Raw genomic sequence first — 22940 nt, forward strand, 5'->3', positions numbered from 1 at the left:
GGCGGCCCCATTTCAGGAGGAAGCCATGTCTGACCTGATCATCGTTGCCTTCCCGGATGAGGCGACCGCCTTTGCCGCGGCCGAAGCACTGGTTCTGTTGCAAAAGCAGTATCTCATCGAGATGGAGGACGTCGTCGTTGTCACCCGGGACGAAGCAGGCAAGGTGACGCTGAACCAGTCGATCAACCTGACCACCGGCGGGGCGATTGGCGGCGGGATCTGGGGGACGCTGATCGGTATCCTGTTCCTCAACCCCCTCGTGGGCGCGGCAGTGGGGGCAGGGGCCGGGGCGCTGGCGGGCAAGTTCAGCGACATCGGCATTGACGACAAATTCCTGCGCGACGTGGGCAGCAGCCTGGACAAGGGTGGCGCTGCGGTCGGAATGCTGATCCGCAAGATCACGACGGACAAGGTTCTGGAACGGCTGGAACCCTTCCGTGAAAAGGGCCGCGTGATCCACACCTCGCTTAGCCATGAGGCAGAGGCCGGATTGAAGAAATTCCTTGAAAAGGTGCCGCCGATGCAGTGGCCACAGGATCAGCTTGGCGGCGGGCGGAAGTAGGCCTTGCTCTTGACGGGGCGCAGCCGCCCGCGTCTAACGTCCCGCATGAGCGAAAAAAGCGACCCGACCCCCTCTGAAAAGCAGGGCCCCGCAAAGCGGAAACGCAAGCCAAAGGCCGAGGCTGCAGCTGTGCCAAAGCCGCGCCTCTGGCGGGTGCTGGCGAAATGGGTTTCGCGGTTTCTGGGCGGTGTCGCCGCTGTCTATGCCGTTCTGATCCTGCTGTTCAGCTTTGTCCCGCCGCCGATCAACTTTTACCAATTGGGTGAGGTTTGGCGCTTGGGCGCAATCGACAAGGATTGGGTCAGCTGGGAAGAAATTGCCCCGGTTATGGGTCGTTCGGCCGTGGCGGCAGAGGATGCGAATTTCTGCAACCACTGGGGCTTCGACATGGCCGCAATCCGCGAGGCGATCGAAGCAGGCAGCAACCGGGGCGCTTCGACGATCAGCCAGCAAGTCGTGAAGAACGTCTTCCTTTGGCACGGACGCAGCTATGCCCGAAAGGCAATGGAAGCGATCCTGACGCCCATGGTCGAACTTGTCTGGTCGAAAGAGCGTATCCTTGAGGTCTATCTGAACGTGGCCGAGTTTGATGAGGGCGTCTTTGGTGTGCAGGCGGCAGCGCAGCACCATTTCGGCGTGGATGCCCGCGACCTCAGCGCCCTGCAAGCTGCCCGCCTTGCCGCCGTCTTGCCCGACCCCAAGGGCCGAAGCGCATCCGAGCCGTCAAGCTTTGTCCGCAGCCGGACGCGCAGCATCATCTCGGGCGCGGAAACCATCGCGGCTGACGGACGCTCCGCCTGTTTCGAGGGCTGACGGTACAGCGCCAGTGGACGTGCCTGCACTCACCCGAAGACGGATGTGGCTCTGCTCGCAGGCTCCGGAGCTTGGGACCAAGGGCGAAGGTCGCTAGCTCTGCGCCGCCACTTTGGCCCGCAGTCGGATCAGGGCCAGAACCGTGTCGATGGTCGGGGTTGGCGTGTCGGTCAGCCTGCCAAGCTCGGCCACCGAACCGACCAGCGCCTCAATCTCCATCGGGCGGGCGGCCAGCAGGTCTTGCAGCATCGACGTGCGATGGGCCCCGACGGCAGCCCCACCGTCAATCCGCCGGTCAACGTCAATCGGGAAGGTCACGCCAAGCTTTTCGGCGACCACCTGCGCCTCGACCATCATCGCACGCGCGACAGATCGGGTACCGGGGTCAGTGCAAAGCACGTCCAGCGTGGCATGGGTCAGGGCCGAGATCGGGTTGAAGGACAGGTTGCCCCAAAGCTTCACCCAGATCTCGTCGCGCAGGCGCGGGCGGACGGGGGCCTTGAGGCCAGCGGCAGTGAGGGCTTCGGACAGGCGCAGGGCGCGGGCGGATTTTTCGCCCGAAGGTTCCCCCAGCGAAAAGCGGTTGCCTTCGACATGGGTGATGGTGCCGGGCTCCGACACCTCAGCCGCCGGGTACACGACGCAGCCCAGCACGCGGTCGGGGCCGAACCCGTCCCACTGCGCATTGCCGGGGTCGACCGATTGCAGGCGTGTGCCTTCCAGTGGCCCGCCAAGGCGGTGGAAGTACCACCACGGCACGCCGTTGACGCCGCTGACCAGCGTGCTGTCGTCGCCCAGAAGCGGGGTGATCTGGCCAACGACCGCGGGAACCGAATGGGCCTTGAGCGTCAGGATCACATAGTCTTGCGGGCCAAGCGTGCGGGCATCGTCCGTCGCGCGGACCTTGAGGGTCGTGGCCTTGCCCTCCTCGATCAGGGTCAGGCCCTTGGATTGCAGCGCAGCCAGATGTGGCCCCCGCGCGACCAGTGACACATCGGCCCCCACGGCGGCAAGTTTCGCCCCCATATAGCCGCCGATGGCCCCGGCGCCAAAGATGCAGATCTTCATGCCAGCCCCAGCTTCTGCGCAAGGCCGATGCGTTGCAGCTTGCCCGTGGCACCTTTCGGGATTTCCGGCAGGATCACGATCCGGCGCGGCACCTTGAAGGCGGCAAGCCGGGTGGCGGCAAAGGCGCGAATGGCCGCCTCATCCGCAGTCTGGCCATCGCGTAGGACCACGGCGGCGGCAACCTCTTCGCCCAACTTGTCATGCGGCATCGCAAAGGTCACAACCTGCTGCACCGCCGGGTGGTCCATCAGGACGCCATCCACCTCAAGCGGGCTGATCTTTTCGCCGCCGCGGTTGATGATCTCCTTCAGGCGGCCCGTCAGGGTCAGATACCCTTCATCGTCCAGCGAGCCCTGATCGCCGGTGCGGAACCAGCGCAGGCCCTCTGCCATGAAGAACGACTTGGCGTTAGCGTCCGGGTTGCCCTCATAGCCGGGGGTCACGTTCGGGCCGGAAATCACGACCTCGCCAATGCCGCTGTCCAGAAGATGGTTCTCAACCTCATGGGCAATCCGCAGCTGCGGACCGGCGGCAATACCCACGGCACCGGGCTTCTGGGCGCGGGGTGGCAGCGGGTTCGAGGCCATCTGATGCGCAGCCTCGGTCATGCCATAGGCTTCGATCACCGGGGCGTTGAAGGTGGCGGCAAGTTCCAGCATCACCTGCGCAGGCAGGCTGGCCGAGGAGGAGCGCAGAAACCGCAAGGGCGCGCGGGCGATGATATCAGCGTTGCGGGGTGCGCGCTGCAGGATGGTCTGGTGCATCGTCGGCACCGCCGTATACCAAGAAGGCCGCGCGGTATCGAGCCAGCCGAAGAAGCGCACCGCATCAAACCCCGGCGCGCACCAGACGCTGGCCCCGGCGGCAAGGCTGGCCGAAACGGCGGCGATCAGGCCGTGGATGTGAAACAGCGGCATCATGTTCAGGCAGCGGTCACCCGCTTCCAGCGCCAGCGATTGCTGGATATGCAAGGCCGAGGCCGCGACGTTGCGCTGCAACAGCGGCACGATCTTGGGGCGCGACGTGGTGCCCGAGGTGTGCAGGATCAACGCGATGTCGTCGGCATCGGGCATGGCGGTATCGGCAGAGGCTGCAGTTGTCCCTTCTGCCGTCAAGGTGAAGGAACCGGCGGGGTCGGTCGACGCGAAGTCAAGGCGCAGGACCACAAGGCCATGCTTCTCCGCAGCCTCCAGCGCGGGCCCGTCATAACTGGCAGGCAGGACGATGGCCTTGGCTTTCAGGTCGGACAGATAGAAGTCGAATTCATCCAGCTTGTAGGCCGGGTTCAGCGGCGCGGTGACGGCACCCTGCGCGATGCATACGAAGGCCGAGGCCATCTCTGGGCCGTTCGGCAGGACAATTGCCACCCTGTCGCCACGTCCCACGCCCGCGCCGTGCAGGGCTGCGCGGGTAACGGTCGATTGCGCGGCAAGGCCTGCATAGGTCAGCCACGGCCGGTCAGGCGCGCCAATTGCGGGGGCTTCCGGGTTGGCGGCGGCCAGAAGGGCGGAAAGCGTTTGGGTCATTGGGTCACCTGCCTTGGGTGGAGGAACTGTCGGGCCTAAAGGGGCGCAATGGCAAGGTCGTTTGCGATGCGGTCCAGTTCGGCAAGAAGGGCGGGGTGCAGGGCGATGCCATCCGCCAGTCGTGCCGCACGCGCCGCCTCGCGCCCATCGCCGGGCACGCGGACCGGATCATGGCCGGGGAGCGGGGTCGAGGCCCGCATCTCGGCAAAGATGCGGGATGCGGCCTTAGTGAAGAGGTCCGGATCGCCAAACGCAGCGATGTCGATGGCGGCAACAAACTGTCCGGTGTTGGTCGGGCTGGTGGTGTCGGTGGTGAAATCCACCACATCCGACCCGAAGGCGGCCCCGTTCAGAACCCCTGCCATAAGGCCGATCGCCATCGCCAGACCATAGCCCTTGGCCCCGCCGATCGGCAGGAGGAACCCCTCGTCACGGCGGTTAGGGTCAGTGAGTGGTTTGCCATCGCGGCCGACCATCCAGCCCTCCGGCATCGGCTCACCCCGCTGGGCGAGGGTCTTGATCTTGCCGACAGCGGCGACGGTGGTGGCCATGTCCAGCACGAACGGGTCTGCCCCGCCGGGTGTGGCGATGGCGATGGGGTTGGTTCCAAGCAGAAGATCAGTCCCGCCATAGGGGGCCACGTGGTTGGCGCTGCCGACCGCCGCGCAAATGCCGATCATGCCCGCCGCGGCCTGTGGGCGGACATACAGCGCAGCCGGGCCGGCATGGTTACCGCCCCGTACGCCGACCCAGCCAATGCCCGCCGTCCTGGCCTTGGCCATGGCAAGGTCACGCGCCATCGCCAGTGCCAGATGGCCCAGCCCGTTGTCGCCATCAACCAAGGCGGTTGCCGCGGTCTCACGCAAGATCCGTGGCTCGGCGACGGGGTTGCACCCCCCGTCGCGCAGGCGGTTCACATACTGGCGCAGACGGAACAGGCCGTGCGTGTCGTAGCCCAGAAGGTCAGCTTCGACCATCAGGGCGGCGACGGCGCTGGCGTCCCTGTCAGGGACACCAAGACTGCCAAGGGCGCGGGTTGCAAACTGTGCCAGGCGGTCAGCCGCGACAGCGCCGGTGCTTGGGCCAGTACTTGGGCCGCTCATCGGCTACTCGCTTCCTGCCGACACGCGGTCCTTCTGCCAGAAGACGACACGGCGCTGCATCCAGGACACGAAAGAGAACAGCGCCATCCCGACAAGGGACAGATACAGGATCAGCGAAAACACCCGAGGTGTGTTCAGCTGCGACGCGGCGGTGCGGATCAACTCGCCAAAGCCTTTGCCGCCGCCCAGAAACTCACCCGTAATCGCGCCAGCCATGACGCCGACCGAAGCGATCTTGAGACCGGTGAAGATTTGCGGCAGTGCCATGGGAAGCTTCATCTTGGTCAGCGTCTGCCAGCGGCTGGCACCCATCGTCTTGAACAGGTTGCGGCTGTTGGTGTCCGCGGCGTGAAGCCCTGCCGCTGTTCCCACGACAATCGGGAAGGTGGCGATGAAGGCCGCTAGCGCCACCTTGCTGTCGATGTCAAAGCCCAGCCACGCGACGAACAGGGGTGCAAAGGCGACCTTTGGCATGGTGTCGATGGCCACGAGGTAAGGCATGATCGCCTCTTCCCCAAAGGCGGTTTCGCCGACGATCACGCCAAGGGAGAACCCGATCGCGGTGGCAAGGATGAAGCCGTAGAACACCTCAAGCAGGGTGATCCACAGGGCGGCCAGCATGTAATCGCCAGAGAGGAGGTTCTGCCCGACAAAGATCAGGTCTTTCAGTGTTTCTGCCGGGGTCGGCAGGATGATGGGGCTGACAAAGCCGAAGCGGGTGACCATGTCCCATAGCAGGACGAAGATCACAAAGACCAGCGCCATCTTGAACGAACGTGGCACGCGATCAAGCCAGCCGGTCTTTTCGGTCCAGATGGTTTCGCCACCGTCGTCGGCGCTGTCGGCAATTCTTTCAAGGTTGCTCATATGAACGCCTCCTTGTCGAGCCGCCCACGGATGTGTTCGACCATGGCCCCGAACTTGGGTGTGGTCATCATGTCGAGCGTGCGGGGGCGGGGCAGATCGATCTCGACCACCTCGGCAATCCGGCCGGGGCGGGGTTTCATCACATAGACCACGTCCGACAGGATGACCGCCTCGGGGATCGAATGGGTCACAAGGAAGGCGGTCGCCTCACGCTGCGTGCAGATGCGCTGCAGTTCCATGTTCATGAAATCACGGGTCAATTCATCCAAGGCCGAGAAGGGTTCATCCAGCAAAAGGACAGCCGGTTCGGTGATCAGCATCCGGCAGATCGACGCGCGCTGGGCCATGCCGCCGGAAAGTTCGGATGGGTAGGTATTTTCGAACCCTTTCAGGCCGACAAGTTCCAGCAAGGCGCGGGCTTGGGTTTGCGCGGCCTTGGCGGCGGCCTTGCCATCGCGGATCTCGATCGGCAGGACGATGTTTTCCAGCGTCGTGCGCCACGGAAACAGCGTGGCTTGCTGGAACATCATGCCGATATCCCGGCGCGGTCCGGTAACCGGCTTACCCTGCAGGACGACCCGCCCGGTGGAGGGCGGGATCAATCCAGACATGATCTTGAGAAGGGTAGACTTGCCGCAGCCGCTTGACCCGATGACAGCCGAAAAGCTGCCCTTGGTCAGGGTCATGTTGACCCCTTCAAGCGCCTTGATCGCGTTGCGGGCATAGGTCTTGCCAACATTGCTGAGCTGGTAGACCGGCGCCCCGTGAAGGGCGTCCGGCTGGGTTTTGGCTGCGGCAGCCGACATCAATTCGCGCTCCCGTTGACTTTGAGCGTGAACTCGTTCGTGTAGGCGGCGGTCAGGTCCGGCAGGGGACCGGCAAGTTCACCACCGGCGATCTGCGTGGCCTGCCATTCTTCCCAGACTTCCGGTGGCTGGTAGCCAAGGCCGTTGGTCATGTCGACGGGAATGGTCTTGTCCTTCACCGCATCGAACAGGGCCGCTGCAAAGGCCGCGTCTTCGCTTTCCTGCGGGTTGCCTGCTGCCATATGCGCAAGCACCTTTTCGCGGTTTGCCGGGTCAAGCGCAAAGACATGGCCCTTGTGGATGGCGCGCACGAACTTTTCCACCAGCTCCGGATTGTTGCGGATGGTGTCGCCCATCGTGACAAAGCCGTTGCCGAAGAAGCGCATGTATTCCGGCGGGGTGATTTCCCGCACCGCGACGCCGCGCTGGTTGAGGATCGCCGCGTCGGCGGTCGAGGCGGAATAGGCGTCAATCTCACCCGAGGAGAAGGCCGCCGTGGCCGGGCCGCCATCACCCACGGTCAGGAAGGTATAGTCGGTGCCGTCTGTCAGGCCCGCGCCCGACATCACATTGCGGGCAAAGCCCACTTCCGCGCCGTCGGCGGTTCCGGTTCCGATGACCTTGCCCTTCAGGTCAGCCGGGGTCTGGATCGGGCTGTCTGCGGGGACGACCACGCCAAAGTTCGACTTGGCGGCGAAGTTGTAGATGAAGACCACATCCACATCACGGCCACGCGCGGCCAGCACCGGGCCGGGGCCCGGGCGCCCGAACATCGCCTGACCCGAAGAGAGCGCCTGCAGCACCGCGCCCGAGCCGTTGATCGCCTCGACCGAGACCTCAAGGCCCTCTTCAGCAAAGAAGCCCTCGCCGATGGCGACAAAGACGTTGAACGAGTTGATCGCGGACGGGCTTGGCTGCACGAAGACGACCTTGGTCATCTCTTGTGCCGTGGCCGGACCCGTCAGCCCAAGCGCCAGAGCGCTGGCCATCAAGGCATTGAAGATACGTCTGTTCAGCATGTCATTTCCTCCCGATTGTTTGTTCAGCAGTCACTTTTGCCCGGTTCTGACGACCGGTTTGTCTTTTCAGACGGTGCGGACCGGATTGGTCAGCTGCCCAATTCCTTCGACTTCGCAGGTCACCGTGTCCCCGTCCTTCAGGAAGTTCGGCGGCGTCATCGCATAGCCCACGCCCGATGGCGTGCCGGTGGCTAGGATGTCGCCCGGCTCCAGCGTCAGACCCTCGGACAGCGAGGCGATCAGGGTGGGAATGTCGAAGATCATCTGCGCGGTGGTGCTGTTCTGGCGCACTTCGCCATTCACAAGGCAGCGCAGCGCAAGGTTCTGCGGATCTGCCAGTTCGTCACGCGTCACGACGACCGGGCCCATGGGGCAGGATCCATCCAGGCCCTTGCCCTTGAAATACTGGCCGCCGTGGCGGCGCTGAACGTCCCGCGCGGTGACGTCATTCAGGACGGTGTAGCCCCAGACGTGGTCATAGGCGCGATCCTTCGGAATGTCGCGCCCGGCGGTCCCGATGATGATCGCCAGTTCAACCTCATAGTCGATCTGGGTTGAGACATGGGGGAAGATCGGCACCGTCGCCCCGGGTCCGATGACCGCCGTGCTGGGCTTGGTGAAGTAGACCGGAACCTCGGTCACGGCGACCGTCGTGTTCTGGGCCCGCGCGCCTTCGGCGATGTGTTCGGCATAGTTGCGCCCGACGCAGAAGACGTTCTTCCTTGGCATCGGCAAAGGCGCAAGCATTACGGCATCCGTGACCGCCAGTGCGGCAAGACCGGAGTCACCGGCGTTCGCCTTGGCCAGCAAGGGTGCAAGGGCGTTCAGGGCTGCTGCGCCGCCTTCGATCACGGCCTGCAGGCTGCCCTGCCGCAAGGCTGCATGGGCCACGCCTTCAGTCTCACACGCAGCGGCGATGGGAAGGAACCGTCCGTCGGCCAGTTGCACCGCGGCGATCGGGCCGGCCGAAGTGGAAATCGTCGCAAAGCGCATGGGGCCGAACTTCCTTTGACTAGGTGTAAACTGCGGATGCGATCACGGCGTCCCAACAAACCATTCCGGCGTTCCTGGCGGTGCCATCGCGTGTTGGCCGCGTCGGATTCGCATCAGCATTGCTAGATGCTAGCCATGTTTCTAAGCTGTGCATAGAATTTTGGCGTAACCAATACGAGGATTGGCCAAGAATGGACGCTACCGGCGCAGTCCTGCTTGCCGAGCAGATCAAACAGTATGTCGCTGCCGAACGGTTCAATCACAACGACCGCCTCCCGCCCGAGCGGGTGCTGAGCCAGCACTTCGGCGTCACCCGGGGCGAGCTGCGCAAGGCTTTGGCCGAGCTTGAACAGGACGGCCTGATCTGGCGGCATGTCGGGCGCGGCACCTTCATCGGCGCGCGGCCAGTGCTGAATCTGGCCGACGCCGCCTATCTGGGGGAGTTGGCCAGCCCTGCCCAGGTGATCGCCGCGCGGCTGGTGATCGAGCCGGAATTGGCACGCCTGGCCGCAACTTACGCCACCCGGTCTGATTTTGATGAGATTCAGTCGTGCAACAGCCGCTGCCGCGCTGCGTCGGATTGGCGGAGCTATGAGGCCTGGGACAACAACCTGCACTATGCCATTGCCAAGGCGACCCACAACAAGCTGCTGGTCTATCTCTTTGATATTCTGAATGTAGTCAGACGCTCGACAGTCTGGGGCCAGCCCAGGACAACCAAGATGCCCCCGCGCGATCATGCCAGCTTTGCCGAGCATGACGCCATCTGCGCGGCCATTGTTGTGCGGGACGGCGCGACTGCTTCCCTAAGGATGCGCGACCATCTGGTGTCCGTGCGCGACCGGGTGCTGCCAGCCCTGTCGGGCTGACAGCAGATTGGTTCAGACCACTTTGACCGTCAGGTCACCCACGCCTTCGACATGGCATACCATCACATCGCCGCGCACGACCGATGCCACACCGGACGGCGTCCCCGTCATGATGACATCACCTGCCGCAAGTTCAAAGAAATCAGATAGATACGAGATCATCTCAGGCACTTTCCAGATCATCTGGTTCAGATCGCCTGTCTGCTTTGGCGTGCCGTTGACCTTCAGCTGCACCAGCCCCGACGCGGGATGGCCAACATCAGACACCGGGCGCAGCGCGCTGACCGGGGCCGAGTCTTCAAACGCTTTGCCGATCTCCCACGGGCGGCCCATCTCTTTGGCTTGGCCCTGCAGATCGCGCCGGGTCATGTCGAGGCCAAGGCCGTAGCCCCAGACGTGATCAAGCGCCTTATCAAGTGGGATGTTCTTTCCGCCCGACTTCAGCGCAACGATCATCTCGATCTCGTGGTGCACGTCCTTGGTCTGCGGCGGGTAGGGAAAGCTGTCGCCGGTGGTCAGATTGTTGGGGTTTTTCTGAAAAAAGAACGGCGGTTCGCGATTGGGATCATGGCCCATCTCAATCGCATGGGCGGCGTAGTTGCGCCCGATGCAGTAGACGCGCCGGACAGGGAAAAGCGCATCGGATCCTTCGATTGGCAGGGTCACGACGGGCGGCGGGCTGATCACATAGTTCGGCATTGGCTGGGCACTCCTCAATCTCGGGCAATTCTCCATCACAGACTTCTGGGCCCAAATCAATTCAAATCATTCTGGACGGATCAAACCAATCCGAGTATTGAATTGACATGCCAGATGACATGAACCCGCCGACTGATACTTCTGGCACTGCCGCCATGGCAGATCATGGGGTGTCTGGCAGTGCGGCACTGGCGCAGTTGCGGGCCTATATCGCGGACCGTGCGTTCAAACCGGGCGAGCGATTGCCGCCGGAGCGGGTGCTTTGCCTCGACCTTGGCCTGAACCGTGCCGAACTGCGACGTGCGCTTCAGGTATTGGAAAGCGAGAACCGCCTGTGGCGGCATGTCGGCAAGGGCACGTTCCTGACCGACGTCGATCCCGGCGCGGCGCAGGCGGACGCGTTTGGCCAGCTTGCCCAGCAGGTCAGCCCGGCCGATGTGCTGCGCGCAAGGGCGGCGCTGGAACCCGCCATCGCCCGCGAGGCGGCGTTGCATGCCTCGGCTTCGGCTATCGCGAAGCTACGGCTGAACGTGGACCGCGCGGTGCAGGCTGCCACCTGGCGCGAGTATGAGGCGCTGGACAACGAATTTCATCGCCAGATTGCCGAAAGCAGCGGGTCAACGACGCTGCTGGCGCTGTTTGACCAGCTTAATCTGTTGCGCCGAATGGTGTCCTGGGGTCGGATGGTGCGCACGGGCGCACGCCCCCCGGCCGAACATTCAAGTTTTGCCGAACATGCGCGCATCGTCGACCAGATTTCCGTTCGCGACCCCGAGGCCGCGCAGATTGCCATGCGCGCCCATATCCGTTCGGTCGAAAACCGGCTTTTGGGGTAATACTTCCTAGGGAATCCGCCTCTACACCGAAGGCGGGGGACTGACGCGCGTGCTTCGGTATGCTAAGGTACACCGAAAGTTTCCAAACCATCACCTCAACCAGACAGGTTTCCGCCATGGCAAATCCGCCCGTACCCGACATCATCTACACCAAGGTGGACGAAGCACCTCAGATCGCCTCGGCCTCGCTTCTGCCGATCATCCGGCATTTTGCGTCGGCCGCAGGCGTTTCGGTCGGCACGAAGGACATTTCTCTGGCAGGCCGGATCATCGCGGCCTTTCCCGAAAAGCTGACCGCCGCACAGCGCCAGCCCGACGATCTGGCCGAACTGGGCGAGCTGGTGAAGACCCCGGTTGCCAACGTGATCAAGCTGCCGAACATCTCGGCCTCGGTCCCGCAGTTGGTGGCTGCATTGAAGGAACTGCAGTCGCAGGGCTATGACATCCCCGACTACCCTGAGGACCCGCAAAGCGACGAAGAAAAGGCGATCCGCGCGCGGTTTGACGCGATCAAGGGGTCAGCCGTGAACCCCGTCCTCCGCGAAGGCAACTCGGACCGGCGCGCGGCGATTGCCGTCAAGAACTACGCCAAGGCGAACCCGCATTCGATGGGGAAGTGGTCGCCTGACAGCAAGACCTGTGTGACCACCATGGCTTCGGGTGATTTCCGGTCGAATGAGACGTCGGCCACCCTGACAGCCGCGCAGGCCGGTGCCGCGCGGATCGAGCATGTGGCCAAGGATGGCACGGTGACGGTCCTGAAGGACAAGCTGTCCTATCCCGCGGGAACCGTGGTGGACGCCACTTTCATGTCGGCCACCGCACTGGAAACCTTTCTGGCTGAGCAGATCGAGGCGTCCAAGCGCATGGGTGTGCTGTTCTCGATCCATCTGAAGGCCACGATGATGAAGGTCTCGGACCCGATCATCTTCGGCCACGCCGTGCGGCAGTTCCTGAAGCCGGTGTTCGACAAGCACGGCGCCGCGCTGGCGGCCGCAGGGGTTGATCCGAACTCCGGCCTTGGTGCGCTGATGGACCGGGTGGCCGAGATGCCGAATGGTGCCGCCATCGCCAAGGACATCGCGGATGCGATGGCAGATCGTCCGCCGATGTATATGGTAAACTCCGACCGCGGGCTGACCAACCTGCATGTGCCGTCGGATGTGATCATCGACGCCTCGATCCCGGCACTGATCCGGGCGGGTGGCAAGGGCTATGGCCCGGATGGCAAGGCCGCCGATACCAACTGCGTCATCCCCGACAGCAGCTATGCCAGCGTTTATGACGAGGCGATCCGTTACTTCAAGGCCACCGGCGCGCTGGACCCTTCCACTGCAGGCACGGTGCAGAACGTCGGGCTGATGGCCCAGAAGGCCGAAGAATACGGGTCGCACCCCACCACATTCCTGATCCCGGCCGATGGCACGGTGCGCATGGTGCTGGCCAATGGCGACGTGCTGCACCGGCACACCGTGCAGGCGGGCGACATCTGGCGTGCCGCATCTACCCGGCAAGCTGCCATCGAAGACTGGGTCAAACTGGCGATCTCGCGGCAGAAGGCGGAAGGCTGTCAGGCGGTCTTCTGGCTGGACGAAACCCGCGCCCATGACGCGCAGCTGATCGCCTATGTCAAACCGATGCTGGCTGCGGCAGGTGTGGCGGACAAGTTCATAATCCTCGCCCCGCGTGAGGCGACGCGGCTTTCGCTGGAAACCATCCGCAGGGGCGAAAACTCTATCGCCATCAGCGGTAACGTGCTGCGCGACTATCTGACCGACCTGTTCCCGATCCTGGAGCTTGGGACGTCTGCCAAGATGCTGTCGATCGTCAAGCTGATGAACGGCGGCGGCATGTTCGAAACCGGCGCCGGCGGGTCAGCGCCGAAGCACGTTCAGCAGCTGGTTGAGGAAAACCACCTGCGCTGGGATTCGCTGGGCGAATTCTGTGCGCTGGGGGAAAGCCTGAAGTTCCTGGCCGAAGCCAAGGGCAACCCCAAGGCCCGCGTGCTTGGTGATGCCGTCGATGTGGCGACCCAAGGGGTGTTGGACAACAACCACTCACCGCTGCCCAAGGTCGGGCAGACCGACAACCGCGACAGCCACTTCTACTTTGCGCTTTACTGGGCGCGCGCGCTTGCCGCACAGACGGTGGATGCCGATCTTGCCGGGCATTTCGCCCCCGTCGCCAAGGCCCTGACCGAAAACGAGGCGACTATCCTTGCCGAACTTGCGGCAGGACAGGGCAAGCCCGCGGATCTGGGCGGCTACTACCACACCGATGATGCCAAGGTTGCGGCGGTCATGCGCCCCTCGGCCACCTTCGCGAAGATCATCGGCTGACACTGACCGGTCGGCAGGGCCCCCGGGCCTTGCCGACCGCCTACGCTGCGCGTTTGCGCATCACCCGCACAATCGGCGCGATCAGGGCGAAAAGAACCGCCACCAGCAGCATGGCTGCAATCGGACGTTCCACAAAGATCATCGGGCTGCCCAGCGACAGCAGCAGCGACTGGCGGAGCGAGGTTTCCATCAGCGGTGCCAGCACCAACGCCAGCACCAGCGGCGCGCGGGGAATGTCCAGCTTCATCATCAGCCAGCCCAAGAGGCCGAAGACGATGCACATCCAGACCGTCGCCATGCTCAGCGTCGCGGCGTAGGCCCCGACCAGCGAGATCACGAGGATCCCCGGTGCAAGGTAGACGTAAGGGATGCGCAGCAGTGCCGCGAAAAGCGGGGCCATCGGCAGGTTCAGGACCAGGAGGAAGATGTTGCCCAGCACCATCGAGGCGATCAGCCCCCAGACCAGCGCGCTTTCCTGCGTCATCAGCATGGGCCCCGGCTTGATCCCGTGCAGGATCAGCGCGGCCAGCAGCACCGCTGAGCTGGCCGACCCCGGAATCCCCAGCGACAGCATCGGGATCAGCGCACCATGGGCAGCGGCGTTGTTGGCCGATTCCGCCGCGGCCAGCCCGTCAATGGCACCCGTGCCAAAGCGTTCCGGGTTTTTGGAAAACTTGCGCTCGGTCAGGTAGGACAGAAGCGAGGCAACCGATGCCCCCGCCCCGGGCATGATCCCGACGAAGAGCCCGATGAACCCGCCGCGCAGGATGGAAAACCGGCAGGTCGCCCAATCTTCGGCGGTCAACCACATGTCTTTCAGCCGTGTCCGGATCGGCTCGATCTTGTCACTGCGCTCCAGCGAAGTCAGGACCTCGGCGATGCCGAAAACGCCGATGGCAACGGGGATGAAGTCGATCCCTTGATACAACGCCGGAATCCCGAAATTCAGTCTGGGCGCCCCGGTCAGGGGATCCACCCCGATCAATGCGATGGTCAGGCCAAGCACCCCGGCCAGAAGCGACCGGATCGGCACTTCGCCAAGGCTGCCAACCGCAATGACGCCAAGGGCCGCTAGCAGGAAATACTCCGGCGCGTTGAACTTCAGCCCGATGCTGGCAAGGGGCGGGGTGATGACGGCCACCGCCATCACCGCACCAAGGCCGGCGATGAACGACCCGATGGCGGCAATCGCAAGCGCTGCCCCCGCCCGGCCCTTGCGCGCCATGGCATGACCGTCCATCGCCGTCATCACGCCAGACGCCTCACCCGGGACGTTGATGAGAACGGATGTCAGAGTACCGCCGTATTGGCCGCCATACATGATGCCAGCCAGCATCATGATTGCCGTCACCGGCTCCAGCCCGAAGGTCAGCGGCAGAAGCAGCGCCATCCCGGCAGCCGGGCCGACACCCGGAAGAGCACCGACGATCTGACCGACCAGCACGCCAACAAAGATGAACAGCAGGTTCTCGGCCTGTAGTGCGACAGAAAACCCTTGCAGCAGCGCGTCAATCATTCGCCAGCGTCCCCGAATTCGACAGTCATTGGAAGAACGGTGCCGGCAGGGGCACGCCAAGCCAGCGCGCAAAGACACCTTCGATGCCCACGACCACGATCACAGTGGTCATGAGAGAGGGCAGAAGCGCAGCCCGCAGCACGACCAGCAGCAGAAATGGCATGAACAGAGCCGCTGCCGGAACCATGCCCAGCGTCGGGACAAGCAGCGCCATCACAACCAGACCGGCCATCGCTGCAAGCACCCGGCGCGTGCCCCGGGCATCTGGCAGGTCCGGCGCACCCGCATCGGTGCCCCGCCACTGCGTCAGCAGCAGGGCAAGTGACAGGATCACCGCCGCCCCAGCCAGCCAGCCCGGAAAGAAGCGCGCACCGGGGGTGAAGCCGTCCCAGAACCGAAGTCCCGTCGTTCCAAGCATCACGCCTGCGGCGAGGCAGATCATGAAAATCGCGGGAACCGCTTGCAGAAACCGCATCATGACTGCCTCGCCTCCGTCGTATTGGCCTTAATTCGCCAGGCCGATCTGTTTCAGCACTTCGCGGAAGGTTTCCTGCTCGGCCGCGAAATAGGTCTTGGCGTCGTCAAGAGCGTAGAAGTTGCCAAGCTGCACGTTGGCCGCAAGCCCATCCTTCCAGCGCTGCGTTTCTGTCGCCTGGCGGAACTTGTCAGCCCACCACGCAGCCACCGCCGGATCAAGGCCGGGCGGGCCGCCAACGCCCCAGAACTGGGTATAGACGACATCGACACCCTGTTCGGTGGCTGTCGGAATATCCGCCAAGGCCGGTTCGGGCCGACGTTCGGCCGACAGGATTGCCAGCGGCTTGGCCGTACCCGCTGCAATCTGCTCCATCCCTTCGGACAGCGTGGCGAAGTGCAGCTCGACGTTGCCGCCAAGGAAGGTTGCCCGTGCCGCACCGCCGCTTTCGTGTGGGATGTAGGTCATGGTGATCCCGGCAGCCTTTTCCACCAGCCCGGTCGCCACATGGTCATTGCCGCCCGAAGCACCGCCTGCCACGCGCACAGCGCCGGGGTTGGCCGTGGCATGGGCCACCATGTCCTGCAGGCCGGTCCATTCGCTGGTCGGCGTGGTCAGAAGCATCAGTTCCGACTGGATGAAGCCCGCAATCGGCGTGATCTGGTCGATGACCGAGGGCGTTCCCTGCACGATGGGCGTCGTGAATACGGGTGAGGCCAGCGTCAGCAGCGTATTCTCATCGCCCGGCAGGCCAAGCACATGGTTGTAGGCGTTGGAATGCCCCGCGCCGCTGCGGTTCTGGATGACGATCGGGTTTTCCACGATGCCTTCCTCATTCATGATCTGCGCGATAGTGCGCATGATCACGTCGGGCGATCCGCCGGCCCCCGCCCCCACGGTGAATTCGATAGGGCCTTCCGGGGCGCGCATGTCTTGTGCCGTCGCGGCGGCGCAGGAAAGCCCCAGCGCGACCACGGCACCTAGTGTCAGCTTCATGTTCATTGCCATCTCCTCCCAAAGACTGCGGTGGTTTCAGTTGCGTTTGGCACCCCGAGGGCTGCCGGTCATGTGTCCAGAAGGTCTGGACAGAACAGCTCGTCCGGCGTGACTGCACGGCGCGAAAGGTGCTGTTCGATCGAATATCTGCAGGCGGTCTGAAGCTCGGGCACAGCAGCGCGATAGCCATAAGGCCAGTAGTTCCGCCCCATGGCCCCCCGCGTCCGCTCCATCGCTTCATTCAGCCACGGCAGGCTTAGCCGATTTGCCGACCCAAGCCATACTTCTTCCAACCGCGCCAATGCCATGTCGCGGGCCGTGCTGAAGGCATCGAACAGGGCGCGGGGCAGGGTGGGGTGCGCTTCGACCAGTGTCTTTCGCACCGCTAGCAGGTGCATGATCGGAAAGAACCCGGTGCGGCGGTGATAGTCTTCTTCGGCCGCGGCGAAATCCGGCAGGATGCGCACGATCCGCGGGTCCCCGTCCAGAAAGGCGCGCGGCGGGCTGGGGGCCATCAGCGCGTCGATCTGCCCGGCAAGCAGCAGGTCCTGCAACGTCTCACCTGCGACAATCGGGGTGATCGACAGCGACGGGGGGGCATCCAGTTCCAGACGCTCGTGTCGCACGCCCTTGTCCAGGGCTCCGGTCCGCCAGATGACATCGGATGCGTCGATCCCGTGGTCATCCTTCAGGATACCCCGCATCCATAGGGCGGCAGTCATCTGATATTCCGGCACCCCGACGATGCGACCCTTCAGGTCGGCCAACGAACGGATGCCACTGTCCGCCCGCGCGAAGAAACCGTTGTGGCGGAACGCCCGCGCCAGAAACACCGGGATCGCGGTGTAGGCACTGGTCCCCCGCGACACCTGCAGCAGGTAGCTGGACAGCGACAGCTCGGTCACGTCAAACCGCGCCTCGTTCACTGCTATGGGGAACAGTTGGGTGGTCGGCAGGACATGCGATTCGACCTCGAACCCCTGGACCGGGACTTCCTTGTTCAGGACCGGCAGCGCCCTGTCATGGTCCCATGAGGCAAGTGTCAGCCGGGGCATGTCAGCAGGCCTCCGACATGCGGCACATGCAAACGACCACGGTTGCGCTCAAAGTGACCTGATCGGATGCCATGAATTGTTTCGCCTTACCCAAACCTGTGCAACTGCGGGCATCTCTGTCGACGCCGATGCAGGCAACGAAGATGGGTCAGCATCAAGGCTTGGACAATCGGTGAATGTTGACAGCAGCTTTGCATATCCTGCACACCAGAGCAGCCACTAGATGGGGGGAGCACCATGGGACGATCAAAGATTGTTGGGGCTTTGCCGCGCATGCCCTTGGAAGTCTTGCGCTATGTCGTGCTTATTGCGGAACACGGGTCGTCGCTTGCAGCCGCGCATATCGTGAACCTGACCGCGTCAAGCCTAAGCCGGAAGATCGCGCTTCTGGAACATGAACTTGGCGTCACCCTCTTTGAACGCCATTCGCGGGGGATGCGGCTGACACTCACGGGCAATCTGGTGGCCGATGCCGCGCGCCAGATGCTGCAACGCATGGAAAGACTCGCCGCCGATATCGACGAGGTGGAATCCGTAGGCCAGGGGTCGGTCCGGATCCATGTGTCGCAATCGCTGGTCGAACGGTTCCTGATGCCCTGCCTGATCCGGACGGCACGGACATATCCCCACATGAAGACCTACCTGCACATCGCAGCCGGCCGGCAGGCCGAGCGCGCGTTGGTCCATGATCTTGCCGACTTCGCGCTGGTCGTCACCGCCCCCAATCACCCCGATATCGAAATTGTGGCCGAACGTCCCAACCGCATCGTCGCCGTCGTCAGCCCCGGGCATCCGCTGGCGGGCACCACAACGATCACTGCCGCCGACCTGCTGGCGATGCCCTTCGCCGCGATGCCGGCCAGCTATACCAGCCGGGTGGCCTTTGACACGATCGTCCCCTCAGAGCATCGGGACGGGCAGCCCCAGATGACGGCGAATTCAATCCCCGCTCTCAAGGCCTATGCCCGGTCAGGCATCGGCATCGCCGTCATGCCCGAGGTCGCGATCTGGGACGAAGACCGTGACGGTGATCTGCTGCCGATCGAGATCCTGGGGCTTGATGGCACGTCGACTCGCATGTGCCTTTGCCGTCGCAAGTCACGTAGTCTCGGGCCATCGGCCGAGCGTTTTCTTGCGACCCTTGTCGAAGAGTTTCAGGCCAGCCCGACAGGCCGTCCGATGGAAGCAGCGGGGTAGGCCGCAGCCTTTGGTCAGGGCACTGCCCCTACGGCGGTTCGGACCAAAGCGCCCGGTCCAGCAATCACTCGAGCGGCCAGAGAGGTTCCGGCAGCAACCGCTTCGGACAGGTTTGCGTTGGTCAGAAAGCTGGCAAGGAAGCCAGCGTTAAAGCTGTCTCCGGCTGCCGTGGTGTCCACCACGGGGGCGCTAGGGACTGGCACCGGATGACGTTCGGCATGGCCAGCATGCAGGGTCACAACGGGCATCGGACCATCCTTGACCACGACAAGCGTTGACCCGGACCCCGCATAGCGATGCGCCGTGGCCACGGGATCGGGATCGCCAAAGTGGCGCGCCTCGTCTTCGTGGGACGGCAGCACGATGTCGGCAGCCGCCGCCATGGCAGAGATTGATTGCAGCATCGTCGGGGCGTCGCTCCAAAGCCCGGGGCGAATGTTCGGATCGAACGCCACCTTGCTGCCCGCCGCCCGCGCGCGGGCCAAAGATGCCATCAGCCGCACCCTCGCCTCGGCCGAGAGGATCGCCAAGGTGATCCCGGACAGATAGATCAGGTCCGCCCCGTCAAGGGCTGACCACAGCCGATCCGCATCTTCCGCCAGAAGGCGCGCTGCAGAAGTGGACCGCCAGTAGGCAAAGCTGCGTTCGCCATTGGTCAGTTGGATCACATACAGGCCCACGCTGCGCCCCGGCACCCGCTGGACCGTGTCGGTCAAGATGCCCTCGGCCGTCATGAAGCCAACCATCTGGTCGGACATGCCATCCGTTCCCACCGCCGAAAGGTAGGAAACCGTTGCTGTCGCCGGCAGAAGGCGGCGCAAGTACCAGGCGGTGTTGAAAGTGTCGCCGGCAAAACCCATGGCAAACTGACCGTTTGAGGTTGGGGCAAACTCCACCATGCATTCCCCGATGGAGACGACCCGCACCTTACCCCTCATCCGCAAAGTAGGCGGCGTTCTCGGCGCGGATGCGGACAATCTGGTCAAGGATGCGCGACAGGTGGACCCGCACCATTTCCGCCGCCCGTTCTTCGTTGCGTGATCGGATCGCAGCCAGAATGTCCTTGTGTTCCTGAAACGCGCGTTCCGAGGCAAAGGACAGCGACAGGAACCGGACGCGGTCCATATGCGACTTCATCTCGCGTGCGGTTTCCCAGGCAAAGCCTGTTCCCGACCGTTCGCAGATTTCCCGATGGAATAGGTCGTCCAGGTCATGAAATGCCGCCGGATCGCGCGCCGCTACCGCACGGGCCTGTTGATCTATGATCGCCTCGATGGCGGCAAAGTCATCTTCCGTCAGCGTCTTGCAGGCGACCCGTGCCGTTTCCGCCTCGATCGAAAGGCGGATGAACCGGGCCTGCATCACCGCACGTTCGGAAATCGCCGAAACGGTGGTGGCGCGTTGCGGGCGGATGGAAATGAAGCCCAGCTTTGACAGGCGGTAGAAGGCATCGCGCACGGGCTGGCGTGATACGCCAAGGGCGCGGGCAACGTCGAACTCTGAAAGCTTGGTGCCGGGGGGAAGTTCAAGCCGCAGGATCTGGCGGTGCAGCTCTTCAAAGACCGAATCCGCGATCGAAGACCGCTGGATCGGCTCCAACATGCTTAGCGCCCCGTTGCCCGGCATTCCCGAACCTCCCCTGTGCCTGCCGTCACCGTAGTCGCGGCCCGCTTGGGCGGCAACTGGAATATTAGTTGACTAGCATAAATTCTTTTCGCAATGTGACGACCAACCAATGCTTCTGCGCCGGGGGAGGGCGACAGTGGGCCTTCTTCATCCTGACCGCCTGTTTCCGGCTTACCCGGTGTCGCGTGACCTTGCCCGCGCGCTGTACGGCGCCGTGCAGGGCCTGCCGATCATCAGCCCGCACGGCCACACCGATCCGGCGTGGTATGCGACCGACGCGGCTTTCCCGGACCCGGCGCAGCTGTTCGTGACGCCTGACCATTACGTCTTCCGCATGCTTGCGTCGCAAGGTGTGCCGCTGACGGCGCTGGGCGTCCCGCGCGCCGACGGCGGCCCGACTGAAACCGATGGCCGCAAGATATGGCGGCTGTTCGCCGCACACTACCACCTGTTCCGGGGCACACCGTCCCGCCTATGGCTGGATCATGCGTTCGAGACGATCTTTGGCTTTGACCAGCGCCTGTCATCGGCCAACGCCGACGACTACTACGACCGGATTGCCGAAGCGCTGCAAACCTCCGCCTTCCGCCCCCGCGCTCTGTTCAAGCGGTTCAACATCGAGGTGATCGCCACCACCGATTCCGCGCTGGATGATCTTGCGCATCACCAGACCATCCGCGCTTCGGGCTGGAAGGGTCGGGTGGTCCCGACTTACCGACCCGATTCCGTGGTTGACCCCGACTTCCCGGGCTTTGCCGCCAACGTCGCCCAACTGGGCGCGCTGACGGGCGAAGATACGCAAAGCTGGACCGGCTATCTGAACGCCCACCGCAGCCGTCGCGCATTCTTCAAGAGCATGGGAGCCACCGCCACCGACCACGGCCACGCCACGGCCCGGACCGAGGACCTGCCCCCCGCAGATGCCGCTGCTCTTTTCGCCCGCATCCTGACCGGCCACGCCACCGCCGATGAAGCCGATGCCTTCCGCGGCCAGATGCTGACTGAGACGGCAAGGATGAGCCTGGATGACGGCCTGGTCCTGCAGCTTCACCCCGGCAGCCGACGCAACCACAGCGCCACCGTCATGGCCCAGTTCGGCCGCGACAAGGGTTTCGATATTCCTGGCCGCACCGACTATGTCACAGCGCTTCGCCCGCTCCTGAACGCCGTCGGGATGGAGCCGTCGCTGACCATCATCCTCTTCACCTTGGATGAAACCGCATATGCCCGCGAACTGGCGCCGCTGGCGGGTGCTTACCCCGCGCTGAAGCTTGGGCCACCCTGGTGGTTCCATGACAGCCCTGAAGGCATGCGCCGCTTCCGTGAGATGACCACTGAAACGGCGGGATTTTACAACACCGTGGGCTTCAACGACGACACCCGCGCCTTCCTGTCCATTCCCGCCCGGCACGACATGGCTCGGCGGGTGGATTGCGCCTGGCTTGCAGATCTTGTGACGACCGGCCGGCTTGACCGCGAGGAGGCGTTCGAGCTGGCCCCTGACCTGGCCTATGGCCTTGCCAAGGCCGCCTACAGACTTTGACCAACAAGAGGAGGAGAAGACCAATGAAACTCAGAACCACTCTGGCCGCCCTGCTGGCCACCGCCGCCCTGTCCAGCGCGGCCTTTGCCGAATGCGAGTTGACGCTGAAATCGTCCGACACCCACCCAGACGGCTACCCGACGGTCGCCGCCGTGCAAAAGATGGGCGAGATGCTCAAGGAACGCTCGGGCGGGCGGATCTGCATCGACGTGTTCCACTCGGCGCAGCTGGGCGAGGAAAAGGACACCATCGAGCAGACCAAGTTCGGCGTCATCGACCTGAACCGTGTGTCCATGGGCCCGTTCAACAACGAAATTGAAGAGACCAAGGTTGTTTCCTTGCCCTTCATCTTCCGGTCGGTCGATCACATGCACAAGGTGATGGACGGCGACATCGGGGCCGAGATCGCGGCCGCTTTCGAACCGCACGGCTTTGTCGCGCTGGCCTTCTATGATGGCGGCAGCCGCAGCTTCTACAACTCCAAGAAGCCCATCACCTCGATTGAGGATCTGGCGGGGATGAAGGTGCGCGTCATGCAATCCGACGTCTTCGTCGACATGATGACTGCCCTTGGTGCCAACGCCACCCCGATGCCTTATGGCGAGGTTTACTCCGGCATCCAGACCGGGGTCATCGACGGGGCGGAAAACAACTGGCCATCGTTCGAATCCTCGGGTCATTACGAGGTTGCGGGGTACTACACGCTGAACGAACATCTGATCGTGCCAGAAGTGCTGGTCATGTCCAAAGTCAGCTGGGACAAGCTTTCGCCTGAAGATCAGGAACTTGTCCGCGCCGCCGCCCGGGAGTCGATGCCGATCAACCGCGAGCTTTGGGCCGCGCGCGAGAAAGAGTCGGAAGACAAGGTTCGTGCTGCCGGTGTTCAGGTCATCGACAACATCGACAAGACCCCGTTCATCGAGGCGATGGTGCCGGTCTACGAAAAGCACGCCAACACGCCGAAACTGCAAGACCTCGTGACCCGCATTCAAGCGGTCGAGTGATCTGACATTTCGGGCGGCCGCCGCAGGC

General features: G+C 63.6%; 22 protein-coding genes. 8 read left to right on the top strand and 14 right to left on the bottom strand.

Annotated features, from left to right (window positions below; all coding sequences use genetic code 11):
* The first annotated feature begins 25 nt into the window (after positions 1-25).
* Together EI545_RS11195 and mtgA are read left to right on the top strand one after the other, a co-directional pair.
* Entirely contained in the window at positions 26-562 is a 537-nt protein-coding gene (locus tag EI545_RS11195) for a DUF1269 domain-containing protein (RefSeq protein ID WP_125325554.1), read from the top strand.
* Between the two features lie 45 nt (positions 563-607).
* A complete protein-coding gene (gene mtgA / locus EI545_RS11200; protein ID WP_125325555.1) occupies positions 608-1375 on the top strand; it encodes a monofunctional biosynthetic peptidoglycan transglycosylase in 768 nt (255 codons plus the stop codon).
* 93 nt (positions 1376-1468) lie between these two features.
* Here the strand turns inward: mtgA and EI545_RS11205 are convergent, their stop codons facing one another.
* The 7 genes from EI545_RS11205 to EI545_RS11235 form a co-directional block, all read right to left on the bottom strand.
* Positions 1469-2443: a 2-dehydropantoate 2-reductase gene (locus tag EI545_RS11205; protein WP_125325556.1), complete on the bottom strand. Its 975-nt coding sequence runs from the start codon at positions 2441-2443 to the stop codon at positions 1469-1471.
* Positions 2440-3969: an acyl--CoA ligase gene (locus EI545_RS11210; RefSeq protein ID WP_125325557.1), complete on the bottom strand. Its 1530-nt coding sequence runs from the start codon at positions 3967-3969 to the stop codon at positions 2440-2442. Before EI545_RS11210 ends, EI545_RS11205 begins: the two co-directional genes overlap by 4 nt.
* Positions 3970-4004: 35 nt before the next feature.
* Positions 4005-5072, bottom strand: coding sequence for an Ldh family oxidoreductase (locus tag EI545_RS11215; RefSeq protein ID WP_125325558.1), 1068 nt, complete (start codon positions 5070-5072; stop codon positions 4005-4007).
* Between the two features lie 3 nt (positions 5073-5075).
* The gene (locus EI545_RS11220; RefSeq protein WP_125325559.1) at positions 5076-5939 is read right to left on the bottom strand and encodes an ABC transporter permease; all 864 of its coding nucleotides are present in this window, start codon (positions 5937-5939) and stop codon (positions 5076-5078) included.
* The gene (locus EI545_RS11225; protein WP_125325560.1) at positions 5936-6745 is read right to left on the bottom strand and encodes an ABC transporter ATP-binding protein; all 810 of its coding nucleotides are present in this window, start codon (positions 6743-6745) and stop codon (positions 5936-5938) included. Before EI545_RS11225 ends, EI545_RS11220 begins: the two co-directional genes overlap by 4 nt.
* Positions 6745-7764 (bottom strand): ABC transporter substrate-binding protein, encoded by a 1020-nt coding sequence (locus EI545_RS11230; RefSeq protein ID WP_125325561.1) that lies wholly within the window; start codon positions 7762-7764, stop codon positions 6745-6747. The genes EI545_RS11225 and EI545_RS11230 overlap by 1 nt, the downstream gene beginning before the upstream one ends.
* 66 nt (positions 7765-7830) lie before the next feature.
* A complete protein-coding gene (locus EI545_RS11235) occupies positions 7831-8757 on the bottom strand; it encodes a fumarylacetoacetate hydrolase family protein (protein ID WP_125325562.1) in 927 nt (308 codons plus the stop codon).
* 191 nt (positions 8758-8948) lie between these two features.
* On the opposite strand from EI545_RS11235, the gene EI545_RS11240 reads away from it, so the two are divergent.
* Positions 8949-9626: a FadR/GntR family transcriptional regulator gene (locus EI545_RS11240; RefSeq protein ID WP_125325563.1), complete on the top strand. Its 678-nt coding sequence runs from the start codon at positions 8949-8951 to the stop codon at positions 9624-9626.
* Between the two features lie 12 nt (positions 9627-9638).
* Here EI545_RS11240 and EI545_RS11245 read toward each other — a convergent pair whose 3' ends face one another.
* Entirely contained in the window at positions 9639-10325 is a 687-nt protein-coding gene (locus EI545_RS11245; RefSeq protein WP_125325564.1) for a fumarylacetoacetate hydrolase family protein, read from the bottom strand.
* Positions 10326-10432: 107 nt separating this feature from the next.
* On the opposite strand from EI545_RS11245, the gene EI545_RS11250 reads away from it, so the two are divergent.
* A complete protein-coding gene (locus tag EI545_RS11250) occupies positions 10433-11161 on the top strand; it encodes a FadR/GntR family transcriptional regulator (protein WP_174258177.1) in 729 nt (242 codons plus the stop codon).
* A gap of 116 nt (positions 11162-11277) precedes the next feature.
* Entirely contained in the window at positions 11278-13500 is a 2223-nt protein-coding gene (locus EI545_RS11255; RefSeq protein ID WP_125325565.1) for an NADP-dependent isocitrate dehydrogenase, read from the top strand.
* Positions 13501-13540: 40 nt separating this feature from the next.
* On the opposite strand, the gene EI545_RS11260 is transcribed toward EI545_RS11255, so the two are convergent.
* The 4 genes from EI545_RS11260 to EI545_RS11275 form a co-directional block, all read right to left on the bottom strand.
* Positions 13541-15016 carry a tripartite tricarboxylate transporter permease gene (locus tag EI545_RS11260; protein WP_125325566.1) on the bottom strand — a complete coding sequence of 492 codons (1476 nt, stop codon included), beginning with the start codon at positions 15014-15016 and terminating at the stop codon, positions 13541-13543.
* 25 nt (positions 15017-15041) lie between these two features.
* Entirely contained in the window at positions 15042-15494 is a 453-nt protein-coding gene (locus tag EI545_RS11265; RefSeq protein ID WP_216842438.1) for a tripartite tricarboxylate transporter TctB family protein, read from the bottom strand.
* Positions 15495-15521: 27 nt separating this feature from the next.
* Positions 15522-16493: a Bug family tripartite tricarboxylate transporter substrate binding protein gene (locus tag EI545_RS11270; RefSeq protein WP_216842439.1), complete on the bottom strand. Its 972-nt coding sequence runs from the start codon at positions 16491-16493 to the stop codon at positions 15522-15524.
* A gap of 62 nt (positions 16494-16555) precedes the next feature.
* Positions 16556-17542, bottom strand: a complete 987-nt coding sequence (locus EI545_RS11275; protein ID WP_125325567.1) for an ABC transporter substrate-binding protein — start codon at positions 17540-17542, stop codon at positions 16556-16558.
* Positions 17543-17815: 273 nt separating this feature from the next.
* Here EI545_RS11275 and EI545_RS11280 point away from each other — a divergent pair, with 273 nt between their 5' ends.
* Complete coding sequence (locus EI545_RS11280; RefSeq protein WP_164517273.1) at positions 17816-18739, top strand: LysR family transcriptional regulator; 924 nt, start codon at positions 17816-17818, stop codon at positions 18737-18739.
* 14 nt (positions 18740-18753) lie between these two features.
* Here the strand turns inward: EI545_RS11280 and EI545_RS11285 are convergent, their stop codons facing one another.
* Together EI545_RS11285 and EI545_RS11290 are read right to left on the bottom strand one after the other, a co-directional pair.
* A complete protein-coding gene (locus EI545_RS11285) occupies positions 18754-19677 on the bottom strand; it encodes a sugar kinase (protein ID WP_125325569.1) in 924 nt (307 codons plus the stop codon).
* Positions 19667-20365, bottom strand: a complete 699-nt coding sequence (locus EI545_RS11290; protein ID WP_125325570.1) for a GntR family transcriptional regulator — start codon at positions 20363-20365, stop codon at positions 19667-19669. Before EI545_RS11290 ends, EI545_RS11285 begins: the two co-directional genes overlap by 11 nt.
* Before the next feature lie 136 nt (positions 20366-20501).
* Here EI545_RS11290 and uxaC point away from each other — a divergent pair, with 136 nt between their 5' ends.
* Positions 20502-21908 carry a glucuronate isomerase gene (gene uxaC, locus EI545_RS11295; protein WP_125325571.1) on the top strand — a complete coding sequence of 469 codons (1407 nt, stop codon included), beginning with the start codon at positions 20502-20504 and terminating at the stop codon, positions 21906-21908.
* Positions 21909-21931: 23 nt separating this feature from the next.
* Entirely contained in the window at positions 21932-22912 is a 981-nt protein-coding gene (locus tag EI545_RS11300) for a TRAP transporter substrate-binding protein (RefSeq protein ID WP_125325572.1), read from the top strand.
* The last annotated feature ends 28 nt before the right edge of the window (positions 22913-22940 follow it).

The sequence above is a fragment of the Tabrizicola piscis genome (assembly GCF_003940805.1).
Taxonomy (GTDB): domain Bacteria; phylum Pseudomonadota; class Alphaproteobacteria; order Rhodobacterales; family Rhodobacteraceae; genus Tabrizicola; species Tabrizicola piscis.